Here is a 20,462-nt window from a genome sequence, read left to right as displayed (position 1 = left end):
CCGATTGGGCCGACTTTGCCAGTTCATAAGTGCCTTTTCGTCAATAATTTATGGTCCTGACGCAACATGGCATGGAAGAGGTCATCGGTTCGATCCCGATCAGGCCCCCCCCCTAAAAATCAAGTACATGCCGGAAGGCGTTCTTCACTGCTCTCGCAACAGCGCCAGTGGATCGGCTGCTAAGGCGCGTTGCGCGGGGATCCAGGTGGCCAGCAGCCCCAGCAGCAGCATGGCCAGAACAACACCGCCCAGAACCAGCGGATCGCGTGGAGTCGCCTGATAGACGATGGCAGACAGCATTCTGGAGGCTGCAATCCCTAGAAGCAGGCCCACCACTGAGCCAATGGCCAACAGACGCCAGGCTCTCCCCAGCGCCGCGCGTAGCACTTCCCTTCGCTGTGCGCCCAGGGCGATGCGGATTCCCAACTCGCGCAGACGTTTGCTCACCGAGTAGGCGGCCATGCCAAAGATCCCGGTGATTGCGAGCATCGCACCCAGAGCGCCGAGCACTCCAAGCGCGATCGTCGCCACACGAGAGGCAAACAGTGCGCTGTTCAACTCTGTGTTCCACGTCTTAATCTTAAGAGGCAGCCCCGGGTCCAGAGCACGCAGCTTGCCATCGATGGCCTCCGCCAGCTGCCGAGGATCCCGGTCCGAACGTATCAGCAGGAAAGTCGCGCTCGACGGCGACTGCAGGATGGGCAAGAACATCGCCGGTTGCGGATCTTCGGTGAGGGTCTTGTACTTTCCGTCCTCCACCAGACCTACCACTTCGATGCGCGTACCATCTTCTCTCTTGAAGTATCGGCCTACGGCGTCTGTCGCGGAGCCGAGGACTCGACGGGCAAATTCCTGGTTCACTACGGCCACACGCGGCGCATGAGCGTCATCATGCCAAGTGAAGATTCTCCCCGCCAGCATGGCGGTGCCCGCCGCAGTAAAGTATCCGGGAGATATGTTGTATGTGAGGGCTTCGGCTGCGGCCTTCGATAGGCTCAGGTCGGCCGTGTTGTCGCTAAAGACAGATGAGGAGTTCCAACCCAGGGACAATGGCAGCCGGTCGCTCAGTCCCACGGCTGTCGCCCCCGGTATCGTCTCTACCGCATCGAGCATGCGCCGCTGCATGGGAGCGACACGATCGCCGGAGTACCCTCCCATGTCGAGATCGGTGTCTACCAGCATCACGCCCTGTGGCCGAAAGCCGAAGTTGCTATGCAGCGAGCGAACCAGCCCGCGCACTGCGACCAGCGAGGAGGTAACCAGCACGGCGCAGATCGCGATCTGGAGGACGAGCAGCAGGTCGCGCGCCGCAAAACGCCGTCCGACTGAGCTGAGTGAGCCCGATTTGACGACCTGCCAGGGATCGGACCGAAGCACCTGCCGCACAGGAACCATGCCAAAGAGAAGTCCGCTGGCCAACGCCAGCAGCAAAGCGACTCCATAGACGGATGCATCCGGGTTCACGGGCAGATTGACGGGCATATTGGGTACGGGTTGCCACGCGCTCAGCCAGTGCAACAGTACGATACCGCCCAGGAGACCGGCAACGCCTCCAATCAACGAGACCAGAACGGCCTCTGTGAGCAGTTGGCGAAGAATGCGTTTGCGACTCGATCCCAGAGCGAGCCGCAGCGCGATCTCCCTGGCACGGTCTGCAGCACGAGCCGCAAAGAGGCTGCCCAGGTTGGCGCAGGCCGCAAGCAGAATCAACCCTGCCAGCAACATCAACCCGCTAACGAAGGCCCGTACCGGACGACCGAGCATATTGCCTACCAGCCCCGGCCGCGACAGGGAGAAGCTTATCTTTCCGTCTTCCTTTGGATAGTTCTTACCCAGGTAGGCGGCGACGGAGGCCAGATCGTCCGTTGCCTGCGCAGGGGTGACACCGGGTTTCAGATGTCCCACCAGCCATATGCCCTCGCTTGCTCGATCATTCAGTCTGTTTGCACCCAGCACCTGTTCCGTGTTCATGATCGGCACCCAGAAATCGGGAGCGAAGAGCAGTTCGCTACCGCGAAACTCCGGCGGCGCCACACCGAGAATCGTAAAGGGATGCTGATTGAGCTGAACCGTGCGCCCCACCACACCGGGATCGCCCTGAAAATGACTCTGCCAGTATCCATAGCTGAGCACGATGTAAGGGCTGCCGTTCGGTCCGTGTTCATCGGAGCGATGGAAGAAGCGGCCAAGATACGGCCGAATGTTCAGGACGTCGAAGTAGTTCCCGCTCGTCTCATAGAGCCAGACAGGAGACGCTTTGCCGCCAGCGTTGAGGCCTGCGGGAGCCATATCGTATGCGGCCAGGCCCTCAAAGCTGCGGTTGCGGTCACGCAGGTCGACGTAGTCGGGGTAAGACTGCGTCGGGGTGCTCTCCCCGCCGGGCTCGATCATGAAGAGGCTCTGCGACTGCGGAACATTGAGCGGGCGGAGGATGAGCGCATTCAGCACGCTGAAGACGACGGCGTTCGCGCCGATTCCAAAGGCCAGAGTCAAAACGGCAACAGCGGTGAAGCCGGGGTTCTTGCACAACACCCGGAGGCCGAAGCATATGTCCTGCCAGAGGGTTTGGAAGAACTGGCCACCGAGAGCTTCGTGGCTCTCCTGCCTGTATCGCTCGTAACCGCCGAACTCGACGCGCGCGCGATGCTCGGCCTCTGCGCGACCCAGGCCGGAGCGTTCGAGATCGTCGGCGCGGTGCTGGATGTGCGAGCGAAGCTCCTCTTCCATCTCGCCATCAGGCGGCGAATGATGAAGAAGAGTAGAGACGAGGGAGCGAAGAGAGATGAAGAGGCTCATAGTTCCTCCGGTTGTGCAGCGAGGGCAACGGCTATGGCTGAGGCGAGACGGTTCCAGTCCTGTGTCTCCTCGCGGAAACGCTTGCGGCCTGTGATTGTGAGCTCGTAGAACTTGGCGCGACGATTGTTTTCCGATGTACCCCAACTCGCCGTCAGAAGCCCCTGGCGTACCAGGCGAAACAAGGCCGGATACAGCGCACCCTGCTCAATGAGGAGTGCCTGGTTGGAGATTTGCCCGATGCGCAGAAGAATGCCGTAGCCGTGGAGCGGGCCGAGGCTGACGGCTTTCAGGATGAGAAGGTCGAGCGTGCCGGGGAGAAGCTGGGCCTGGCTGGACATGCGTCCTCCTAAGATGATTAGGAGTGTAGGATGCTCTTTCCTAAGCTGTCAAGGAGAAGAGATCAGGCTTGCGCCAGGGTGTGAGAGTGCGGATGCAGCCGAATGAGCGTAGATAAAGTCGACGCCGGAAGCTATGGCTTCAAAGGATTCGATTGCATTCAGCTTGCTGTCTGCAGGTAGCAATGTCTCTTGCACTGTGTCTATGTTATTCATGACACTCCGACGCTAGACACGACGGAACGTTCTCTAATGGGCCGACCTGCTCGTTCGTCCTCTGGCATTTGTCCTGCTGCTTGTACGAGGGCAGGCCAGGCTTCCAGAAGCTGCCCAAAGCGCAAGGCGAGTTCATGCGCTCTCTGCAGACCAGATTTACCCTCCGGCATGGGCTGATAGGGATTCAGCCGTACCTCCAGCGGATGAGGCGATTGGAGTCTCTGTTCCATCGTGCGCGCGATGGCGGCGATATCTTCTTTCCAGTAATCCGGCAAATTGCCCGCAAGGTAACTGTGGAAGAGCGCGATCTGCACGCACAAATTCTCGCGGTGATAGAACTCAAGGGTCGCGGCAAAATCAGCAAACGGCATGGAGCCAATCTCCTGAAGATAGAGGCCAAACTGGCGCAGACTCGCCTCAACCGATAATCCGGGCGGCGACTTATAGTTCAGGAGGAAGGTGACCAGGCACTCGTTCACCGACATCACCCCGTACGTACTCCGCCAGTTGGACGGGAAGGCCCGCGTCTCCGGCGGATTGTGCAGAGCCAGCGCGGGCACATAGCCGCAGACCAGCGGAGCGCAGCAGTGGGTCAGGATGCTGCCCATGACGGTATCTTCGGCGCGGTTCCAGGGAACGAACGGCGGCAGCAGAGTGCGGTGATCGAACCCGTGCGAACCGGCCCAGAAATCAAACTGCGGCGTAATCGACGGTTGTGCGACGCTGCGGATCACTTCGCGCGTCTCAAGTTTCATCCGGTACGCCTTTTCGCCTCCTTCGATCAGGCTCGCTCGCGTTCTGCCGCCCGGCATCAGATAGCCAATGGGACCGGGTGTAGCCGAATCGCCGAATAGACCGCTCAGCGTTATTCCTACCTTTCCCTGAAGGCAACGCCGCAGACCTGGCCATGGGATAGCCCCTACAGAAACTGATTCCGGCCCCTCTTCCGTGATCAAACGAGCTGTATTTTTTCCCAGCAGCTTTTCATGGCAGGCGAACAGATCCAGATCCTCCTCTGCTCCTTGCAGATGTTGGAGCGCTGCAGCGCGGTTCTCGAAAAACCGCATCTCCAGAACGCCCTCGGAGGAGATGCGCAGGTTCTTTTCGTGTTGCGGAAGCGCAAGTCTTTCGCCTAAATCGTCGTCGCTGGAAAAGCCGAGAGCGCCTGCAGACTGCAACAGCAATACATTTCTGGCAGCTCCCATGCTCTCGGTCCCCTCGGCGCTATAAGGGGCGATTGCGAAGCGGATCAGGGGCAGATCGACTCCCGTGGCGTCTGCCAACTTCCGGGCGAAGTGTTCTCTCTCCTCTGATCCGCAGTAAAGAATGGGGCAGTCCCACTCTTCCGCGAGAGCAGCCAGGGTTTCGCGGTTGTTATCGATGGTTGTGGCGTCGGTGGAATCATCGATTACCACCGACTTTATCTCCCGTCCCGATTTCGCATTTCGCGCCAGGCAGGCGCGCAGAGTGTCCCGCATCTTTTCGGTGCGGTGACGCGTGAGCATTCCGAAGAAGCGAATCTTCGCGCCGGTATCCTCGCCTGAAGGCACGCTTTGCAGAAAGGCATTCTCTTCCACGAGAGCCTGTTGTCCAGCGAGTTCCTGCAGTCGGGAAAGCAGTCTCTTGCGATGGAAACGCGCCAGCGGTATATCCCCGGTCATCGCATGCGCGTGCTCTTCCAGGGTCCGAAAGTCCTGACACTGGCGCAGCAGTTCGAACTGCTCATCGGAGAGATTGAACCATTGGTCTGTTCCCGGCCGGACTAAAAACGACAGACCATTTGCGTGGGCCACTTCGCGAAATTCAACGGAACGGTATCGGGGTGCCGGGTATATGGGCGTCTGGGGCATCGTCTTCCTCACCGGGATGCATTTGTGGGTTCAGGAACAGGAGCAGTTCGCGGGATTCTGCTCAGCCGCACGACGGAAGCTCGGATGGACGGGAGTGGGGCTTCGATTCGCCTGGAGCTGGCCGCCAACAAAACCCGCCCTGCAACAAGGTTCAGAGGTACGCTGCCAAAGATGCGGGAATCCGTCGATGCATCGCGGTTGTCCCCCATTACGAAGATGGAGTCTGGTGGAACGGGAATTCCATCCGTGCGGCAGTCGTCCGGCTCCTCTTTTCGGCTGGTGGGCCACCACTCTCTCTTTGGGTCGTACCCCGGCAAGTGATGTGTATAGGACTCCGCGAACGGCATTCCATTCAGATAGAGTTGGCCTGCGCAGACAGCTACGATATCGCCGCCGACCGCTATGGCTCTTTTGACATAGAGAGTGCTGTGATCCCACGGTGCCTGGAAGATGACAACATCTCCTCTCTCCAGGTTTGCACCGGAACGGTCCTGAAGCATCCAGTCTCCGTCAAAGAGCGTGCTCTCCATGGATCCGGCTTCTACCTTGACAAGCGCGTACCGAGATCCGGTCAGGATAATCACGGCGCAAAAACAGACTGCGGCGACAAAATAAATCCCATATTTTCGCAGACTATTGGAGCGCTCTTTGGCTCTGATCATTGGCTTCGATGCACCAGTAACTTCTTAATGCGAGCAACGATCTACAGGTGGACCGTATTATTGCTGCTCGCTGTTCCAACCGCATCTCTGGGAACATGCCGGGATTCTCAAGAAGCAAAGGCACGGCATGCTCTCCAAGAGGATGTTCAGGTGATGTTAGTTGCAGCTGCCACTGATCGAGCACTCTACCCCGCCACCGACGCAGGTGGCGCCGCCAACGCTTTCGCTTTGACACATATGGTAGCTTCCACCTTGACCGACTGATACGCACTGATAGCAGGCCTTGGCTTTGGTCGCGTGTGTCATGCCGGTCAGAGTGAGAGCCAGTCCACAGAGGCTGGAAAGGCGAAGAACAGACCACGTAAAGCTCAATACATTCTTGTTCATTCTCATCAGTTATCTCCTTGGTTGATTGTTGCGTTCTTTCGTGCCCGGCAAACCTTGAAGTTCTGGATTTGCCCAGCGCGAAACTTTTCCCTTCGGCGCGAAGATTGTGCGGCGAATCGGATTGAAAGCTGCCTAAAAATGCCGTGCCGGGTGCTCGCTCACTGCCCTCCACTATGTCCGCCATGTGCGGCCTCATTCTCGGCAGAAAGAGACCGCGCCCCTGTCCTCTCGTCGTAGACAAGAGCGAGATTGCTGAACCCATATTTGTCGATGAGTTGAGCTGACATCGTGCAAAGCGATGGTAGCCCACTGCTTCGCTGCTTAACTTCGCACTCGCTGCAGTAGGAGCAATCCACAATCAACAGACTGTCCTTTTTGATTTCGTGGGGCCCTCGAACTTCAAACTCATCGAGCGGAATATTGATCGCACCGGGAAGATGTCCATTGCCATACTGGCTGCGGTCGCGAACGTCGACGAGCGTAAACGCCTTGTGTAGGGCCTGCATCTCTTTTACCTGTGCGTAGGTATAGGAGTCCTCGGTCACGGGTTTGGCAATACTGGCAAGTGCGACGGTATCGGCAAGCGCTGGAACATAGGCCTCCTCGTCCGAAGCCCCGAGACGCTTGAGCACCTCAGTCTGGACCGTATGATCGAGCAGGCCATTCCAGACTCCTAGAATCTTTCCTCGGGGATCCGCCAGGATCGTGGTGGGCGTGCCAAGCACACCCATCTTGGAATAATCCGCGACCGCCATGGCGTCGGTTTTGAGATTGAGTTTCTGCACGTACCCTGAGGCATCAGGGACAGTATTGGGGAAGAGCGCCACAACCTTGGCGACCTTGTTGTATTGGCTCACCTTTTCGTAAAACGCCGAGCTTGCTGCGCAGTAATGGCACCCCTTATTCAGAGCCACAAAAAGTGTGGGCCGATCACTAGCCAGCAAACTCAGACCTGTATCGAGCTTTGCGCCAGCATGTAGCTTCTCATGAGTGGGAAAGAGAGAAAATTCCTGTCCGGGTTTTGTATAACGCTGCCAGACAAACCAGAGAACAAACGCCAGAACCACGACGCACATCACATTGATGGTGACCGTAAGATATTTCAGAATACGCGCCATGAGTTACCTCGCCTTTTCTTTGGAGACGGCAGGTTCCCGGCCATCGAGTTCCACGATTCCAACCTCGTCGGGATTCACGATCCTGCCCGACTTGCCATCCACGATGCAGTAGAAGGTCAGTTTTCCTGCAAGCTTGAAATCCTTGCTCACCCCGGTAAAAGGTTTGAACTTCCATTGCCACAGCGCCTGGAGAACTGCTTTGTTCACGCTTGGATCAGGGCTTTCGAGAATCGTGGCATCCACCACATCCCCGCTAACATTCATGACGATGTGAGCCTCGATGAGGGCCGCATGTCGAACGGAGGCCAGAGCCTCTGGGGGGAAAACAGGAGTGACTTTTTTGATGAGCATGTCGCGGATTACGACTTCAGAGGTATAGGGAACACTTGTTGTATCGCCATAGAGACAACAGGCCCACAACAGCAGCCACGCCGAAACAAGTACTTTTAGCTTTCGCATCCTTGCACCCATTGTTGATATTGGTATGGACTGAACTTCAGTACATCTTCGCGGTGCTGACACAGCCCCTCTTGTTCGCTTTTGAAGCGAGTGGAGCCTGGCACAAAACGCGAACGCGCACAGACAGATATGCGTCCGTCAGGCTGTGACGAATAGCAATCAGATCTGCAGGGCCAAATAAGACGGCCTGAAGAATTCAGGTTTAACAGGAGAAGCACAAACGCGTTTTGAAAAAACGAGTTTGGTGTATCGATGGAACATGATGAAATGCGCAGCCCGAAAGCGAGTTAGCGGCAAAGACTCTTCATGCGACATTCACCCGAAACGAGACATTGAAGCCCGGGCGAAAAGATACTAATGAACGTATCATTAGAATCAGGGCTGGTCAACCTAGACTTTGGGCCACAATAAAGTCAGTGCCGCCCCTCTGAAGGCGCACCCTATGACCTGGGCAAGCCGCCAGTTTTAACTCGAGATGCTTGAGGGACAAGCGCGATGAGCCTGAGATCCGTATTGATACTTGGAATCAAGGACACCTGACCATACGCACTAATGACTCCCTTGCTCGATCGAAAGGCACGAACCCCTCCTTCGCGCGCGCTCACGTTCTGTTCACTCCAGTACTTTGCGAACAACTTGCTGTTGAGCTGCAACTCGGAGATCAGCCTCTGTGTCGGGGGCTCACTCAAATACCTTCCTGCATCGGACCGAAACTCGGCGACCAGGCGTCTCGCACGACTTTTCCAATCCACGATCAGGGTGCGCGCTGATGGGTTCAAAAATACGAAACGGAGCAGATGGCGATCCTGTGATTCAACCAGCCATGGCCGGAATAGTTTTGCCGCCATTCGGTTCCATATCACAGCATTCCATTGGCGATCCAGGACATAGGCCGGTGTAGGTATCTGGTCTACCAGGTCCTTCAGATCTGCAGGCACAGCAGATTCATGTATCTCCTGCGGGTCTGTAACGACCGAACGAGCGATCTCGAACAAGTACAACTTTTCAGCACGGGAGAGCTGAAGTGCCGCTGCGATCCGTGACAATGCAGCTGCGGAGGCAGACACAGGACGGCCCTGCTCAAGCCAGGTGTACCAGGTAGTGCTCACCCCGCATAGTTGGGCAAGCTCTTCTCGTCGAAGGCCCGGAGTTCTACGGCGGCCGGTGGAAGGAAATCCCAGCGCCAAGGGCGAAAGACGCTCACGATGAGCCCGGAGAAACGCGCCGAGCGTCTGCGTACGAGTTGGATTAAGTTCAGGCGATCGTGAGTTCATTTTCGAAATCAGGGTAGCACTTATACCAGGATAAAATCTTATCTTGTACCAGCTTATCTATGCGAATACTGTGTCTTCTATTGAGATCGGTCGATCTCACGAGGAGAATCGCATGAGACAGCACAAGCAGTCCATCTTGCAGAGCTTTAGCCCGAACGCCGAAGCCTACCTCACCAGCCCGGTTCATTCGGCCGGCGCCGATCTTGATCAACTGGCCCGTGTGGCCGCTGCTTTGGATCAACCCATAGTCCTCGACCTGGGCTGCGGAGCGGGACATGCCAGCTTTGCTGTGGCACCCTTCGCGAAAGAAGTCGTTGCCTTCGACCTCAGCACTTCGATGCTGGATGTCGTCGCTGCCACGGCCAGAGAACGTCAACTTTTGAACATTGGCACAAAGCAAGGATCTGTCGAAGAGTTGCCGTTCGAGGATGAACAGTTCGATCTCGTACTAAGCCGTTACAGTGCCCATCATTGGAATCATGTGCCGCAGGCTTTGAACGAGGTTAGGCGTGTCCTCAAGCCAAACGGTAAGGTCTGCTTCATCGACGTAGCGGGAGCTCCTTCTCCGATTCTGGACACTCATCTTCAGTCTGTGGAACTTATGAGGGATCCATCTCATGTCCGCAACTACACCCAATCGGAGTGGCTTTCACTCTTCCAAGCAGCGTCATTCCAACCACAGGTGGAGTCGGAGTGGCGGCTGGCTCTTGAGTTTTCTTCCTGGGTAGCGCGGATCGGCACTTCGGCAGAGCGTATTGCCGCGATACGTTCCCTCTGGTCGGGTGCACCGTCGGAAGTGCATAGCTACTTTAAGCTTCAGGATGATCTCTCGTTTGAAATCGACTCCATCATGATTTCTGCTCGCAGATTGTAGATACGGCGATTTAGTCTAGCGCTACAGTGCCTGCAACAGGACCACACTTTGCGACCGACAACAGGTATTCCTGGCAAGGTGGTACAGCTTGTCCCTTTAACTTCTTCGGTAGTAGAAGCACCCGTGAAATGCAGGGGTTTCTCTACTCCCGTTGGTCGGTCGAAATGACAGGCTTAGGTGTGGGTTCCTAAGGACAACTGTAGTACTAGCGCCAACCGAGGGCGGGAGCGACAGTCGTCAGAATGGCCTCCAGGACATGCGCGTTGTAGGCAACGCCGAGTTGATTCGGAACCGTCAGCAATAGCGTATCGGCCTCGGCGATCGCCTCATCTTCCCCAAGCTGCTCGATGAGAACATCCGGTTCAGCCGCATAGCCACGACCGAAGATCGCCTGCTTGTTTCCGTCAATGGAGCCGATCTTGTCCTCTTCCTGACCCCCTCGTCCGAAGTAGGCGCGATCAAGATCATTGATCAACGGGAAGATACTGCGGCTGACGGAGACGCGCGGGGTTCGCGTGTGTCCGGCCTCTTTCCAGGCTGCACGATAGGCGCGAATCTGCGCAGCCTGCTGGATGTGGAACGGTTCGCCGGTCTCGTCGAATTTGAGGGTTGAAGATTGCAGGTTCATTCCAAGCTTGGCGGCCCAGACAGCGGTCGCATTGGAAGCTGCTCCCCACCAGATGCGATCACGCAATCCTTCGGAGTGCGGTTCAAGACGCAGCAGTCCCGGGGGATTGGGAAACATGGGACGTGGGTTCGGCTGAGCGAAGCCCTTGCCGCGGAGCAGCTCGAAGAATTCTTTGGCGTGCCGCCGGCCCATCTCTGCATCGTCCTCGCCTTCATGCGGACGGTAGCCCAGATAACGCCACCCATCGATTACTTGCTCGGGTGATCCGCGGCTGATTCCCAACTGTAGTCGTCCGCCAGAAATAAGATCTGCGGAGCCGGCATCCTCCACCATGTAATGAGGGTTCTCGTACCGCATGTCGATCACTGCGGTGCCAATTTCAATCTTTCGTGTCTTCGCACCTATCGCCGCGAGTAGAGGGAACGGGGATGCCAGTTGCTGTGCGAAGTGATGAACACGGAAGTAGGCCCCATCGACTCCCAGACGCTCAGCCTCTACGGCGAGATCAATTGACTGCAGCAGCGTGTCAGCCGCTGACCGCGTTTGTGACTGAGGGGAGGGTGTCCAATGGCCGAAGGAGAGGAACGCAATTTTTTTCATGGGAATAAGTCCAATGTTCCGGTTCGAAGTTGTATTGCCGAGTAAGGGTTTCTCTCTCAGGAAAGTTCGGCGTGACGGTTCCTGATTTGCGCCAGCACGTCGAGCAGCATTTTGAGATCGCTGGACTTTACACCTTCCAGAAGTCGATGAGTCTGCTGGGTTATTGGGCTCTCCATCAGAGTAAGGAGTTTCCTGCCTGAATCCGTGATGAAGGTAGACACTTGTCTCCGATCATTCTCATCCCGCTCCCTGGTGATCCAGCCGGATCTCTCCATGCGATCTAACAGACGAGACATATCAGGCGTTGCCGTGACCATGCGTGCGGAGATTTCGTTCCTGCAAAGACCCTCCGCTCCCGCTCCCCGTAGGATGCGAAGAACATTGTATTGCGGCTGAGAGATGCCGAACTCGCGCAGAAATTTGTCCGAAGTATGCGACAGCTCAGAGGCCGTACGCAAGATGCTCAGGAAGGCTTCCTGCTGCAAAGAGACAAAAGGACGGTTCTGTTTCAGGGCTACGGCTAACGGGGATTTCTTAGTAGTCGCCATAAATTATTCTTTCAAAGCAATTCTCGAGTTGGCGAACCCCGCTCACAGGCGAGTGAGACTGACGACCGCTTTGGCGTACCAGGCGGAATCGAAACAGTCTCACTCGAGATGAGCGTAGCAGAGGTCCTTAGTAGCCGATGGACAACTGACCGTGCTCATGCGCCGGCGTCTCGATTTCGTCTACCAGAGCGATGGCGTAGTCCTCGAAGGAGATGCGGCTTTCGCCCTTTTCATTGGCAATGAGGTTCGTGGTCCCGAGGCGAAACTTGCCCGTCCGCTCGCCTGGCTCGAAGTAACCAGCAGGGCTGAAGTAGGTCCAGTTGATGTCAGACGCTTTGAGGATGCCGAGAGCTTTTTCATGGGACGTGGCAATCGGAAGATAGGCTTGCGGCAAATAACCAGAGGCAATGAGAGTGACCCCAGGCGCAACTTCAAGGAGTCCGGCACCTCCGACGACGATCAGGCGCGCCTTGCCAGCTTTCTTTACAGCAGCGATCTCCCGCTCGGTGACGCCGAGGATTGCATCGGTGTTGTCTTGAGGAGGAGCGTAGGCGCTCACCACAACATCCGCCCCGGCGATGATGGAGGCAATCGCGTCTACGCTGCTCAAGTCGTCCTTGACAGCGGTTACGGTCGAGGGCAGCTTCGAGGTATCACGGGCAACTGCCGTGACCTGATGTCCGCGACTGGTGAGTTCCTGCAAAATACGTTGGCCTGAGTTTCCGGTAGCTCCATAGAGTACGACTTTCATGTGATTCTCCTTTTATTGCTCCCGGCTGCCCGGCAAGCATTGAGCATTACAACACGTATATGAGTGTTGCAACACGTATCTCGATTCAAAAAAATGAATTCACGTAAGGATTTCATCCAGTAACGTCACTACGCTCAGAAGTTCTTCTTATCTCCTTCACTCCGAGATTGAGCCGGCGTCGCAGAAGGAGTCTCAACGTTCCACCGTCCGTATAGCCGACTTGTGCGGCAACCTCTTCAACACTGGCGTTGCTGGTCTTCAAGAGATGCACCGCGCGTTCAACGCGCAGACTTTGGAAATACGATAGTGGAGACTTTCCAAGTACGCTATGTAGCCGCCGGGTAAGCGTCCTTTTGCTTGCGCCTGTGGCTTTTGCAGCACTGTCGAGGGAAAATCCGCGGGCGAGCCTGGCACGCGCCCAGCGTTCGAAGTGCTGTACAACCGGGTCGGAGTGGATCAGGTGATCGGTAAGAGCATACGCAGTCTGGGAGGGCCTGGAATCAACAATGAGATATCTTGCGGTGAGCGAGGCGATTTCGGGGCTGACACTGCGTATCAGCCATAGGGCAAGATCGATATGGCCTAGAGCGGCTCCGGCGGTCACAACGTTTCCGGACTTGACCACCATGTTCGATTCGTCCAGCAGTACCTGAGGGTATCGTTCGCGAAACATTGGAGCCAGCCACCAGGTGGTAGTCGCGCGCTGCTGGTTGAGCAGACCAGACTCAGCCAGCACAAAGGTTCCAGCACAGGCAGCAGTCAACCTTACGCCGTCGCTGGCCCACGCTCGAAACGCCTTCGCCGCATCGCGGACGTCAGGCCTGGCTAGAGCTGCTGTCAGCGTATCGGCTCTCTTGCATGCGATTGCCGGAATGATCACGCAGTCAGGCGTTTGGCTTCCCACTGGCTGAATCGGGACCTTCAGGCCGTGTGCGGTCAGGACCGTCTTTCGCATACCTACGATCTTGACTTCGAACGGTGGAACAGCGAGTCCAGTCATCTCAATCAACTCGTTCGCGGTTTGTAGTGCGTCCAGGATGGCCGACAATCCCAGATCGAAGACACCGTCGAGTGCAAGCACAGAAACACGCATGGCTCATTTGATACGAAATCTGGCAGTTTTGCCAATGGTACCTTCGCCCACCTGCGCCTAGATTGAGACAGAGCCATTTATGGCTCTAGGAGCGATGAAATGATTAAAGTTGGCCTTTTTGTCCGCCTGCAGGCGAAACCAGGCAAAGAAGAGGAGCTCGCTGCGTTCTTGATGCAGGGACTCGAGCTTGCGAAACAGGAGACGACGACTCCCGTGTGGTTTGCGTTTCGACTCGGAGGCGGAAGCTTTGCCATCTTCGATGCGTTCGCAGATGAAACAGGACGGCAAGCTCATCTCAATGGACCTATTGCCAAGGCGCTCATGGAGCACGCCCCTGCCCTACTTGCAGAGCCTCCGGCGATTCAGCAGCTAGACGTAATGGGTGTGAAGCTCCCCTAGAACAGACTCTTGCAGCGCTGCGCGAGCAATTCGCTGTGCTCATCCGATCAACTTCAAGAAAGAGAGAAATATGTCAGTAAATGTTCTTTATACGACGCAGGCTACTGCGGTCGGCGGTCGTGACGGTCGCGCTACGACCAAGGACGGAAGCCTTGATGTAAAGCTGGCGATTCCCAAAGAGTTAGGTGGTCCCGGTGGCCCAGGGAACAATCCGGAACAACTGTTCGCAGCTGGATACGCTGCGTGCTTCCTGGGCGCCATGAAAGCTGTCTCCTCGCAAGGAGGACCAAAGGTTTCTCAGGATACTTCTGTGACGGCTTCTGTTGGCATTGGCCCAAGATCAGAGGGTGGGTTCGGTCTTGTAGTCGGACTCACTATCTCTCTGCCCGGATTGCTCTCCGCCGATGCACATGCCCTCGTCGAGAAAGCTCACCAGGTTTGTCCATATTCCAACGCTACCCGGAACAATCTCGACGTGAAGCTTGAAGTGGTTTAACAGACCTGCACGAAGCGTTCTCGGCCTCCGCGTGATTTCGCTCCCCCGGAATCACGCGGAGAATGCCGCGAGACTCAACAACGTTAAACCACCGGCCAGGATCTATCGATGCCTGATTGCCGGAGCAACAAGGAGATCTGAAATGAATCACTATTCGCTACGGCGTCTCGTCTATGCCACTTTACTGGCCGCGCTGGCTACACCACTCACCGTCCAAGCCCAATCGAAGGCTGCCCCTCCGATTGACGGTGTCATCGGCAAGCTCCAGTCCTTCGATGGTAAGTCGCTCGATGTTGCGACCGCTGCAGGCGTGGTCCACGTCGTCGTCAAAGGGCACCTTACAACCTATAAACAGATACCCTCCGATTTGAGTCATGTAGCAGCGGCGCCTTACGTCGGCGTTGCGTCGGCTGAGCAGGACGGCAAGCAGGTCGCGAAGCAGATCTTCCTGTTTCCCGCGGAGCTGCGTGGAGCTGCGGAAGGTAGCGTCCTGACAGACCCTCCGGGTGCAACCTCTCACAGCAGAATGACCAACGGCACAGTCTCTCGCCCTGCTGGATCACACGCGCGCATGACGAACGGAACGGTCCAGGCCAGCAACGGCACTACGCTGGTGGTTAACTACCAGGACGGCTCGCAAACGATCTCCGTACCGCCTGGAGTCCCGGTCACGCAAGTCGCACCCCAACAGGTTGCTTTTACCCCCGGCGATGTCGTCTATGCGACGACGAAGAAGCTCGCGGACGGAACGCTCGTAACGGACAAGATCTTTCAGTTCATTCCGGCGGCCCACTAGACCAGGCAGTTGAGGTCAAGGACCGTGAACCTTTCAATACCTGCCCATCAGGAACCAACCTCGACGAGCACGCCTCTGGCACAGCCACGCGTGCTCGTTGTTAAGCGACACCACATTCTGGTGCGCTGTAGCCACTGGCTAAACATCCCGCTCCTTCTTGGCCTTATCCTGAGCGGCATCTCCATCTACTGGTCTTCGCCGGTCTATCAACACACGCCAGATCCGAATACGGGAAACTTCGATGTAGCAGCGGATATCGGGATCTGGATCTGCGCGCATGTCCCTGGTCAGCACCATTACGCCAGTCCACCTGACTGGCTTTACAACCACATGAGCCTGGGGCCAGGCATGTTAGCGCCAGCCCTGCGGATTCATTGGTTCTGCGCTTACCTATTCATGTTGAATGGCATGGTGTACGTTGCAGGGCTCGTCATCGGAGGCGGATGGCGTTCTCTGTTACCTCGCCGGACCGATCTGGCCGACGCGCTCAGAATGCTTCGATACTACCTCGGCGTTCCCTTCGCGAAACTTACACACCGTGAATGGCTGCATCCCCATGTCAACACCAAGTACAACGCGCTCCAGCGTGCAGCCTACTTTTCTGTTCCGGTCGCCGGATTTCTTTCGGTTGCTACTGGCTGGGCGATTCATAAACCGATGCAGCTTCATTGGCTGGCTGCGCTATTCGGAGGCTTTGGGACAGCGCGTGTATGGCATTTCTGGCTTATGTGGGTCTTCATCCTCTTTGTTGTGCCGCATGTGATTCTGGTTCTCGCCGATGGGTGGGATACGCTGCGCGCCATGATCGTAGGTTGGTCCACCAAAGTAGACCGGTCGGAGGTCATTGAACGTGATCAATGAAGAGAACGGCAATTCAATCGAACCGGAAGATGGTCTCCCGACGGAGACTGGATCGAAACTGGAGACGACGAGGTTACCAGAGGTCAGCCCTGAGGATACAACCCCCGCATCCCCAATAGCTACTGAGAAGTCCGAAGTCGTTGAAGCGATCGAGCAATCCGTAGAGGCCGAGGAATCGCACTCATCATCGGCAGAACCTGCGTCGGTAACTGACGAGGAGGTTCCATCTCGTGCAGCGGAACCTGTCTTCGTGCAGAAGCCCCAAAGCTTCTTTGCAGAGCAGCCTTCTCCTGTAATTGTGATGGCTCCCCGGGTCCTACGTTATCGAACCCGGCGTGAGGTTTTGGGGTTTGGCATCGGCGCGATGGTCGCGGCAGCAGATGCTGGACTTCTGCTGCCACAAGCTACGCTTGACCGCTTGGGTGTGCGACGAAAGATCAACCCTCGCGGGAAGGAATGGCTGCTGAACAAAGCATTGCGTGTCGACGATGACGTGGCCGAGGCACTCTACTCCGCAAATCGTATGGTACCTACGTACACGAAATCTCAGATTACCCCTATCAAAAACAACTACAACGGAGCCACTCCCGACCCCAGTTATATATCGGGATGGAACCTAACGCTGGAAGGGCTTGATTCTGGCTTGAGCGTCTGTCTCGATATTCGGAAGCTCATGAATCGCTTCCCGATGCATGAGCAAATTACCCGATTTGTTTGCGTTGAAGGCTGGACTGCGATCGCGTGGTGGGCTGGTCTGAGATTCGATGACCTGCTTCGTGCCTATCCACCGATATCGCAGGCAAAATGGGCTCGGGTGGAGTCGTCCGTCAACCTCGACAACTCGGGCAATCCTGATCCCTACTTTGTCTCGATCGACCTGGCAACGGCACGCCATCCGCAGACGTTGCTCGCCACACACCACGATGGTCAGCCCCTTACCGTAGAACATGGAGCACCACTCCGTCTCCTGGTGCCCGTAAAACTTGGCTTGAAGAATGTGAAGGCCATTACGCGGATTACCTATTCCGTGAACGAGCCAAGAGATTACTGGACTCCCTATGGGTATTCCTCCTACGACGGAATTTAGTGCAATATCTCAAGTAGATCGTCTTTTATATGGAGGAAATGTGAGTCAAGCAAAGTTGGTTCTTGCGGCGACGGTTCTCTTGTTCTCATCGACGCTGGCGTTCGGGCAGGATGGATATTTCTCGAACTGGTTTAGTCGCGTGGACAAGACCCAGAGCGAACAGCCGCACTGGATGACACCGGTTGCGACCACTACACCGCGACTCGAAGAAGAGGTGCGCTACGATCAGGACTGGCTGCAGCATACCGACGGATATACCTGGAACGAATACGATGGAGCCAAGGGCGTCGAACTGATTCCCTGGTACAAGACAGAGCTGATCATCCAGGCTCCTCCGTATTACAACTACAGCGGCGATCCGAGCGAAAAAAATGGGGCCGGGGATATTGCATTCCTGGTCAAGTACCGCATTCTCTCTGGAAACGAACAGCATGGGAATTACATTCTGTCGGCGTTTCTGGGTTGGAGCATCCCCACCGGATCGTATTCGAACGGCCAGGTGACCGGGACCAATTCAGCGACGATTACGCCGACCATCGCCTATGGCAAGGGCTTCCACAACTTCGATGCGCAGGGAACCTTCGGCGTGCAGATTCCCACCAATAACGAACTTGCCAATGGGCGGAACTACGTCTGGAATAACACCCTGCAATATCGCGTGGAGAAGAAGCTCTGGCCGGAGATCGAGTTCAACACCACGCACTATCAGGATGGAGAGCACGCTGGTAAGACACTCAACTACATCACTCCGGGACTTGTGGCGGGACGTTTCAAACTAACGAAACGAGTCGGCATGTCGATTGGCGGCGGCTTCCAGATCGCAACGACTCAGTTTTACCGCAACAACCACAATGGGATCTTTACCGTCCGCTTCCCCTTCTAAGGACGCGGCATGCGGCATCGCCGAAGAGATTCATCTCTATACTGACCTGTGGAGGCAGGACGCACATGGACGCAGATGACTTGAGGATTGTGAAGGCCGTAGCAAGAATCGGCAGCATGAATCGGGCCGCGGCTGAACTGAACATGGTGCAGTCAAATGTTACCTCCAGAATCCGCCTCCTGGAGGAAGAGCTCGGCGTTCAACTGTTCGTCAGGCACAGCCGTGGTGTGGAACCGAGTGAAGCTGGCCTACGCCTCCTTTCTTACGGAGAGCAGATACATGCATTGTTCGAGCAGGCCATCACTGCGGTCAAAGAGGATGGAACTCCAAAGGGCAAACTGCGTATCGGAATGATGGAAACTACGGCTGGACTGCGGCTACCCGCACTCATAGCCCAATACGTGCAGGAGTATCCAAAGGTCGAGTTGGCCCTCGTGACGGGTACTACAGCATTTCTGACCCATCAGGTGGCGGAACACGAGTTGGAGGGTGCCTTTGTGGCGGGGCCTGTTCACCATCAGGAGCTGAGTGAGGAGACACTCTTCCTCGAAGACCTGGTTCTCGTAAGCCCTCGATCCGTACGGAACTTCGATGACCTCGCCAACGTTGAAAATCTCAAAGCAATCGTGTTTCGACAGGGTTGTTCTTACCGTCAAAGACTCGCCTCTATCCTCGATGGGCTAGGTATTCGTTACGTGGTGATGGAATTTGCATCTCTTGACGCAATCGTTACCTGCATCACGGCGGGCGTAGGTGTAACGCTGCTACCGAAGACGCTGGTGGATAGACTCTGGATCGATCAGTCCGTCACTGTGCATGAGCTCCCAGTAGATCAGGCGCGGGTAGAGACAGTATTTGTTAGACGACATGATCATCCTCCGACGAGCGCACTCAACACTTTCCTGAGAATGAGCCGTCAGATCTCGGACATTGCGATCCTCGATCGACAATTGGAAGCTATCAGCTAGAGCGATAGCGGGTATCAGAACAAATCGGGCCTCATCGCCATCTTCTCTCGCATCTATATTGCAGCTTGAACGCAGCAGATGGCCGCATCAAAGTGCGGTATCGCCAACATTCTCATGTTGACCTCTGCGACGTCAGGAGCATTGATTTCGACAGGAGCAATTATGGCAAGCAAAGGAACAGTTATCGTAACGGGTGGCTCACAAGGTATTGGAGCTGCTGTGGTTCAAGCATTCTTAGATCGCGGATATTCCGTCGTCGCAACTTCGCGAAAGATTACCCAAGCTGGACTAAGTCCCTCTCCGAACCTCGCGCTGGTAGACGGAGATATCGGCCAGGCTGCTACGGCTCAAAAAGTGGTCGACACCGCGGTTCAGAAGTTTGGCTCGATTGATGCAGTTGTCAACAATGCCGGCATCTTCTCGGCGAAGCCCTTCACTGATTACAGCGCTGACGATTTCCGTGCTCTCGTCTCGACGAATCTCGAAGGCTACATCTACATCACGCAGTTCGCGGTCAAGCAGATGCTCGCACAGAAGTCGGGTGGAAGCGTCGTGGCCATCACGTCATCGCTGGTCGATAATCCTATCGGTGGCTTGCCGGTATCCCTGCCGATGATCACGAAGGGCGGTCTTGAGGCCATCACGCGCAGCCTGGCCTCGGAGTATGCGAAGGAGCACATCCGCTTCAATGCTGTCGCACCTGGATCTGTTGATACTCCTCTCCACAAAGACAACCCGAAGGATTTCCTGAAGACCTTGTCGCCAATGGGCACAATCTCCACTTCGGAGGAGATCGCAAACGCGGTAGTCTATCTCACGGAGTCGCGCCAGATCACCGGGGAGGTGCTGCACGTGGACGGCGGTGCGCACAACGGGAAATGGTAAACCCGGGCAGTTCGCAGCCGGTCAGCGCAGAGCGCCGGCTGCAGGACCTCGGAATCGTGCTCCCCAATGCTCCTCATCCGCTTGGCGCCTACGTTGAGGCAGTCCAGACTGGCAGCTTGCTGTTCCTTAGTGGAATGCTGCCGGTCAAGGACGGCAAGCTTCAATATGTTGGGCGGCTAGGTAAAGAACTCGACGAGTCTGCTGGCCGGGATGCATTACGAACCGCGACCCTGAATGCTCTTTCTGCTGCGAAGGCGCACGTAGGGTCGCTGGACCGCGTGACAAGGGTTGTCAGCGTCAAGGTCTACATGGCAACTCACGGAGACTTTTACAACCAGCCGATCGTTGCGGATGCAGCATCGGAGCTTCTCCGCGATGTATTTGGAGAGGGCAAGATGTCCGTACGGTCCGTACTGGGCGTGACCGCCCTGCCCCTCGGTGCGCCGGTCATGCTCGAGGTTACGTTCGAGATCAACAACTAAGAAAGCGAAGAGTT

22 protein-coding genes are annotated in these 20,462 nt (G+C 56.2%); 10 read left to right on the top strand and 12 right to left on the bottom strand.

Going from position 1 to position 20,462, the window contains the following annotated elements:
- Positions 1–144: 144 nt before the first annotated feature.
- The 8 genes from GSQ91_RS08855 to GSQ91_RS08820 all read right to left on the bottom strand — a co-directional run bounded on the left by GSQ91_RS08855 (position 145) and on the right by GSQ91_RS08820 (position 9,097).
- On the bottom strand, positions 145–2,796 hold the full coding sequence (locus GSQ91_RS08855) for an ABC transporter permease (protein WP_158821179.1): 2,652 nt from the start codon (positions 2,794–2,796) through the stop codon (positions 145–147).
- Positions 2,793–3,134, bottom strand: coding sequence for a PadR family transcriptional regulator (locus GSQ91_RS08850; protein ID WP_158821178.1), 342 nt, complete (start codon positions 3,132–3,134; stop codon positions 2,793–2,795). The genes GSQ91_RS08855 and GSQ91_RS08850 overlap by 4 nt, the downstream gene beginning before the upstream one ends.
- A gap of 48 nt (positions 3,135–3,182) precedes the next feature.
- On the bottom strand, positions 3,183–3,347 hold the full coding sequence (locus GSQ91_RS08845) for a hypothetical protein (RefSeq protein WP_158821177.1): 165 nt from the start codon (positions 3,345–3,347) through the stop codon (positions 3,183–3,185).
- The gene (locus GSQ91_RS08840) at positions 3,344–5,197 is read right to left on the bottom strand and encodes a hypothetical protein (RefSeq protein ID WP_158821176.1); all 1,854 of its coding nucleotides are present in this window, start codon (positions 5,195–5,197) and stop codon (positions 3,344–3,346) included. The genes GSQ91_RS08845 and GSQ91_RS08840 overlap by 4 nt, the downstream gene beginning before the upstream one ends.
- Positions 5,198–5,205: 8 nt before the next feature.
- Positions 5,206–5,859 carry a signal peptidase I gene (gene lepB, locus GSQ91_RS08835; protein WP_158821175.1) on the bottom strand — a complete coding sequence of 218 codons (654 nt, stop codon included), beginning with the start codon at positions 5,857–5,859 and terminating at the stop codon, positions 5,206–5,208.
- Between the two features lie 545 nt (positions 5,860–6,404).
- A complete protein-coding gene (locus GSQ91_RS08830) occupies positions 6,405–7,364 on the bottom strand; it encodes a rhodanese-like domain-containing protein (RefSeq protein WP_158821174.1) in 960 nt (319 codons plus the stop codon).
- A gap of 3 nt (positions 7,365–7,367) precedes the next feature.
- Complete coding sequence (locus tag GSQ91_RS08825; protein WP_158821173.1) at positions 7,368–7,823, bottom strand: energy transducer TonB; 456 nt, start codon at positions 7,821–7,823, stop codon at positions 7,368–7,370.
- Between the two features lie 440 nt (positions 7,824–8,263).
- The gene (locus GSQ91_RS08820; RefSeq protein WP_158821172.1) at positions 8,264–9,097 is read right to left on the bottom strand and encodes a helix-turn-helix transcriptional regulator; all 834 of its coding nucleotides are present in this window, start codon (positions 9,095–9,097) and stop codon (positions 8,264–8,266) included.
- A gap of 112 nt (positions 9,098–9,209) precedes the next feature.
- Here GSQ91_RS08820 and GSQ91_RS08815 point away from each other — a divergent pair, with 112 nt between their 5' ends.
- Entirely contained in the window at positions 9,210–9,971 is a 762-nt protein-coding gene (locus GSQ91_RS08815; protein WP_158821171.1) for a class I SAM-dependent methyltransferase, read from the top strand.
- A 205-nt stretch (positions 9,972–10,176) separates the two neighbouring features.
- Here the strand turns inward: GSQ91_RS08815 and GSQ91_RS08810 are convergent, their stop codons facing one another.
- The 4 genes from GSQ91_RS08810 to GSQ91_RS08795 all read right to left on the bottom strand — a co-directional run bounded on the left by GSQ91_RS08810 (position 10,177) and on the right by GSQ91_RS08795 (position 13,591).
- A complete protein-coding gene (locus tag GSQ91_RS08810; protein WP_158821170.1) occupies positions 10,177–11,199 on the bottom strand; it encodes an LLM class flavin-dependent oxidoreductase in 1,023 nt (340 codons plus the stop codon).
- Between the two features lie 56 nt (positions 11,200–11,255).
- Positions 11,256–11,747, bottom strand: a complete 492-nt coding sequence (locus tag GSQ91_RS08805) for a MarR family winged helix-turn-helix transcriptional regulator (protein WP_158821169.1) — start codon at positions 11,745–11,747, stop codon at positions 11,256–11,258.
- Positions 11,748–11,874: 127 nt separating this feature from the next.
- Positions 11,875–12,498 (bottom strand): NAD(P)-dependent oxidoreductase, encoded by a 624-nt coding sequence (locus GSQ91_RS08800; protein WP_158821168.1) that lies wholly within the window; start codon positions 12,496–12,498, stop codon positions 11,875–11,877.
- 112 nt (positions 12,499–12,610) lie between these two features.
- Positions 12,611–13,591, bottom strand: a complete 981-nt coding sequence (locus tag GSQ91_RS08795; protein ID WP_158821167.1) for a GlxA family transcriptional regulator — start codon at positions 13,589–13,591, stop codon at positions 12,611–12,613.
- 99 nt (positions 13,592–13,690) lie between these two features.
- On the opposite strand from GSQ91_RS08795, the gene GSQ91_RS08790 reads away from it, so the two are divergent.
- The 9 genes from GSQ91_RS08790 (at position 13,691) to GSQ91_RS08750 (ending at position 20,448) form a co-directional block, all read left to right on the top strand.
- Positions 13,691–13,990, top strand: coding sequence for a putative quinol monooxygenase (locus tag GSQ91_RS08790; RefSeq protein ID WP_158821166.1), 300 nt, complete (start codon positions 13,691–13,693; stop codon positions 13,988–13,990).
- A gap of 70 nt (positions 13,991–14,060) precedes the next feature.
- Positions 14,061–14,486, top strand: a complete 426-nt coding sequence (locus tag GSQ91_RS08785) for an organic hydroperoxide resistance protein (RefSeq protein ID WP_158821165.1) — start codon at positions 14,061–14,063, stop codon at positions 14,484–14,486.
- A 142-nt stretch (positions 14,487–14,628) separates the two neighbouring features.
- The gene (locus tag GSQ91_RS08780; protein WP_158821164.1) at positions 14,629–15,282 is read left to right on the top strand and encodes a hypothetical protein; all 654 of its coding nucleotides are present in this window, start codon (positions 14,629–14,631) and stop codon (positions 15,280–15,282) included.
- 24 nt (positions 15,283–15,306) lie between these two features.
- Positions 15,307–16,143: a cytochrome b/b6 domain-containing protein gene (locus GSQ91_RS08775; RefSeq protein ID WP_158821163.1), complete on the top strand. Its 837-nt coding sequence runs from the start codon at positions 15,307–15,309 to the stop codon at positions 16,141–16,143.
- A complete protein-coding gene (locus tag GSQ91_RS08770) occupies positions 16,133–17,230 on the top strand; it encodes a molybdopterin-dependent oxidoreductase (RefSeq protein WP_158821162.1) in 1,098 nt (365 codons plus the stop codon). The genes GSQ91_RS08775 and GSQ91_RS08770 overlap by 11 nt, the downstream gene beginning before the upstream one ends.
- 40 nt (positions 17,231–17,270) lie before the next feature.
- Positions 17,271–18,113: a hypothetical protein gene (locus GSQ91_RS08765; RefSeq protein ID WP_158821161.1), complete on the top strand. Its 843-nt coding sequence runs from the start codon at positions 17,271–17,273 to the stop codon at positions 18,111–18,113.
- 65 nt (positions 18,114–18,178) lie between these two features.
- A complete protein-coding gene (locus tag GSQ91_RS08760) occupies positions 18,179–19,081 on the top strand; it encodes a LysR family transcriptional regulator (RefSeq protein ID WP_158821160.1) in 903 nt (300 codons plus the stop codon).
- A gap of 162 nt (positions 19,082–19,243) precedes the next feature.
- A complete protein-coding gene (locus GSQ91_RS08755; protein WP_158821159.1) occupies positions 19,244–19,966 on the top strand; it encodes an SDR family NAD(P)-dependent oxidoreductase in 723 nt (240 codons plus the stop codon).
- Positions 19,960–20,448: a RidA family protein gene (locus GSQ91_RS08750; protein ID WP_158821158.1), complete on the top strand. Its 489-nt coding sequence runs from the start codon at positions 19,960–19,962 to the stop codon at positions 20,446–20,448. Before GSQ91_RS08755 ends, GSQ91_RS08750 begins: the two co-directional genes overlap by 7 nt.
- The last annotated feature ends 14 nt before the right edge of the window (positions 20,449–20,462 follow it).

This window comes from Granulicella sp. S156 (assembly GCF_009766105.1).
Taxonomy (GTDB): Bacteria; Acidobacteriota; Terriglobia; order Terriglobales; family Acidobacteriaceae; genus Granulicella.
Note: the sequence above shows the minus strand (reverse complement) of the source record. Positions and strands in the feature narration are given on the sequence as shown.

Excerpts from the sequence above, each read along its gene's own strand:
- GSQ91_RS08760 (WP_158821160.1), top strand. The coding sequence starts at position 18,179 with ATGGACGCAGATGACTTGAGGATTGTGAAGGCCGTAGCAAGAATCGGC.
- GSQ91_RS08790 (WP_158821166.1), top strand. The coding sequence starts at position 13,691 with ATGATTAAAGTTGGCCTTTTTGTCCGCCTGCAGGCGAAACCAGGCAAA.
- GSQ91_RS08830 (WP_158821174.1), bottom strand. The coding sequence starts at position 7,364 with ATGGCGCGTATTCTGAAATATCTTACGGTCACCATCAATGTGATGTGC.
- GSQ91_RS08755 (WP_158821159.1), top strand. The coding sequence starts at position 19,244 with ATGGCAAGCAAAGGAACAGTTATCGTAACGGGTGGCTCACAAGGTATT.
- GSQ91_RS08810 (WP_158821170.1), bottom strand. The coding sequence starts at position 11,199 with ATGAAAAAAATTGCGTTCCTCTCCTTCGGCCATTGGACACCCTCCCCT.
- GSQ91_RS08820 (WP_158821172.1), bottom strand. The coding sequence starts at position 9,097 with ATGAACTCACGATCGCCTGAACTTAATCCAACTCGTACGCAGACGCTC.
- lepB (WP_158821175.1), bottom strand. The coding sequence starts at position 5,859 with ATGATCAGAGCCAAAGAGCGCTCCAATAGTCTGCGAAAATATGGGATT.
- GSQ91_RS08750 (WP_158821158.1), top strand. The coding sequence starts at position 19,960 with ATGGTAAACCCGGGCAGTTCGCAGCCGGTCAGCGCAGAGCGCCGGCTG.
- GSQ91_RS08840 (WP_158821176.1), bottom strand. The coding sequence starts at position 5,197 with ATGCCCCAGACGCCCATATACCCGGCACCCCGATACCGTTCCGTTGAA.
- GSQ91_RS08850 (WP_158821178.1), bottom strand. The coding sequence starts at position 3,134 with ATGTCCAGCCAGGCCCAGCTTCTCCCCGGCACGCTCGACCTTCTCATC.
- GSQ91_RS08800 (WP_158821168.1), bottom strand. The coding sequence starts at position 12,498 with ATGAAAGTCGTACTCTATGGAGCTACCGGAAACTCAGGCCAACGTATT.
- GSQ91_RS08785 (WP_158821165.1), top strand. The coding sequence starts at position 14,061 with ATGTCAGTAAATGTTCTTTATACGACGCAGGCTACTGCGGTCGGCGGT.
- GSQ91_RS08805 (WP_158821169.1), bottom strand. The coding sequence starts at position 11,747 with ATGGCGACTACTAAGAAATCCCCGTTAGCCGTAGCCCTGAAACAGAAC.
- GSQ91_RS08845 (WP_158821177.1), bottom strand. The coding sequence starts at position 3,347 with ATGAATAACATAGACACAGTGCAAGAGACATTGCTACCTGCAGACAGC.
- GSQ91_RS08780 (WP_158821164.1), top strand. The coding sequence starts at position 14,629 with ATGAATCACTATTCGCTACGGCGTCTCGTCTATGCCACTTTACTGGCC.
- GSQ91_RS08795 (WP_158821167.1), bottom strand. The coding sequence starts at position 13,591 with ATGCGTGTTTCTGTGCTTGCACTCGACGGTGTCTTCGATCTGGGATTG.
- GSQ91_RS08855 (WP_158821179.1), bottom strand. The coding sequence starts at position 2,796 with ATGAGCCTCTTCATCTCTCTTCGCTCCCTCGTCTCTACTCTTCTTCAT.
- GSQ91_RS08825 (WP_158821173.1), bottom strand. The coding sequence starts at position 7,823 with ATGCGAAAGCTAAAAGTACTTGTTTCGGCGTGGCTGCTGTTGTGGGCC.
- GSQ91_RS08815 (WP_158821171.1), top strand. The coding sequence starts at position 9,210 with ATGAGACAGCACAAGCAGTCCATCTTGCAGAGCTTTAGCCCGAACGCC.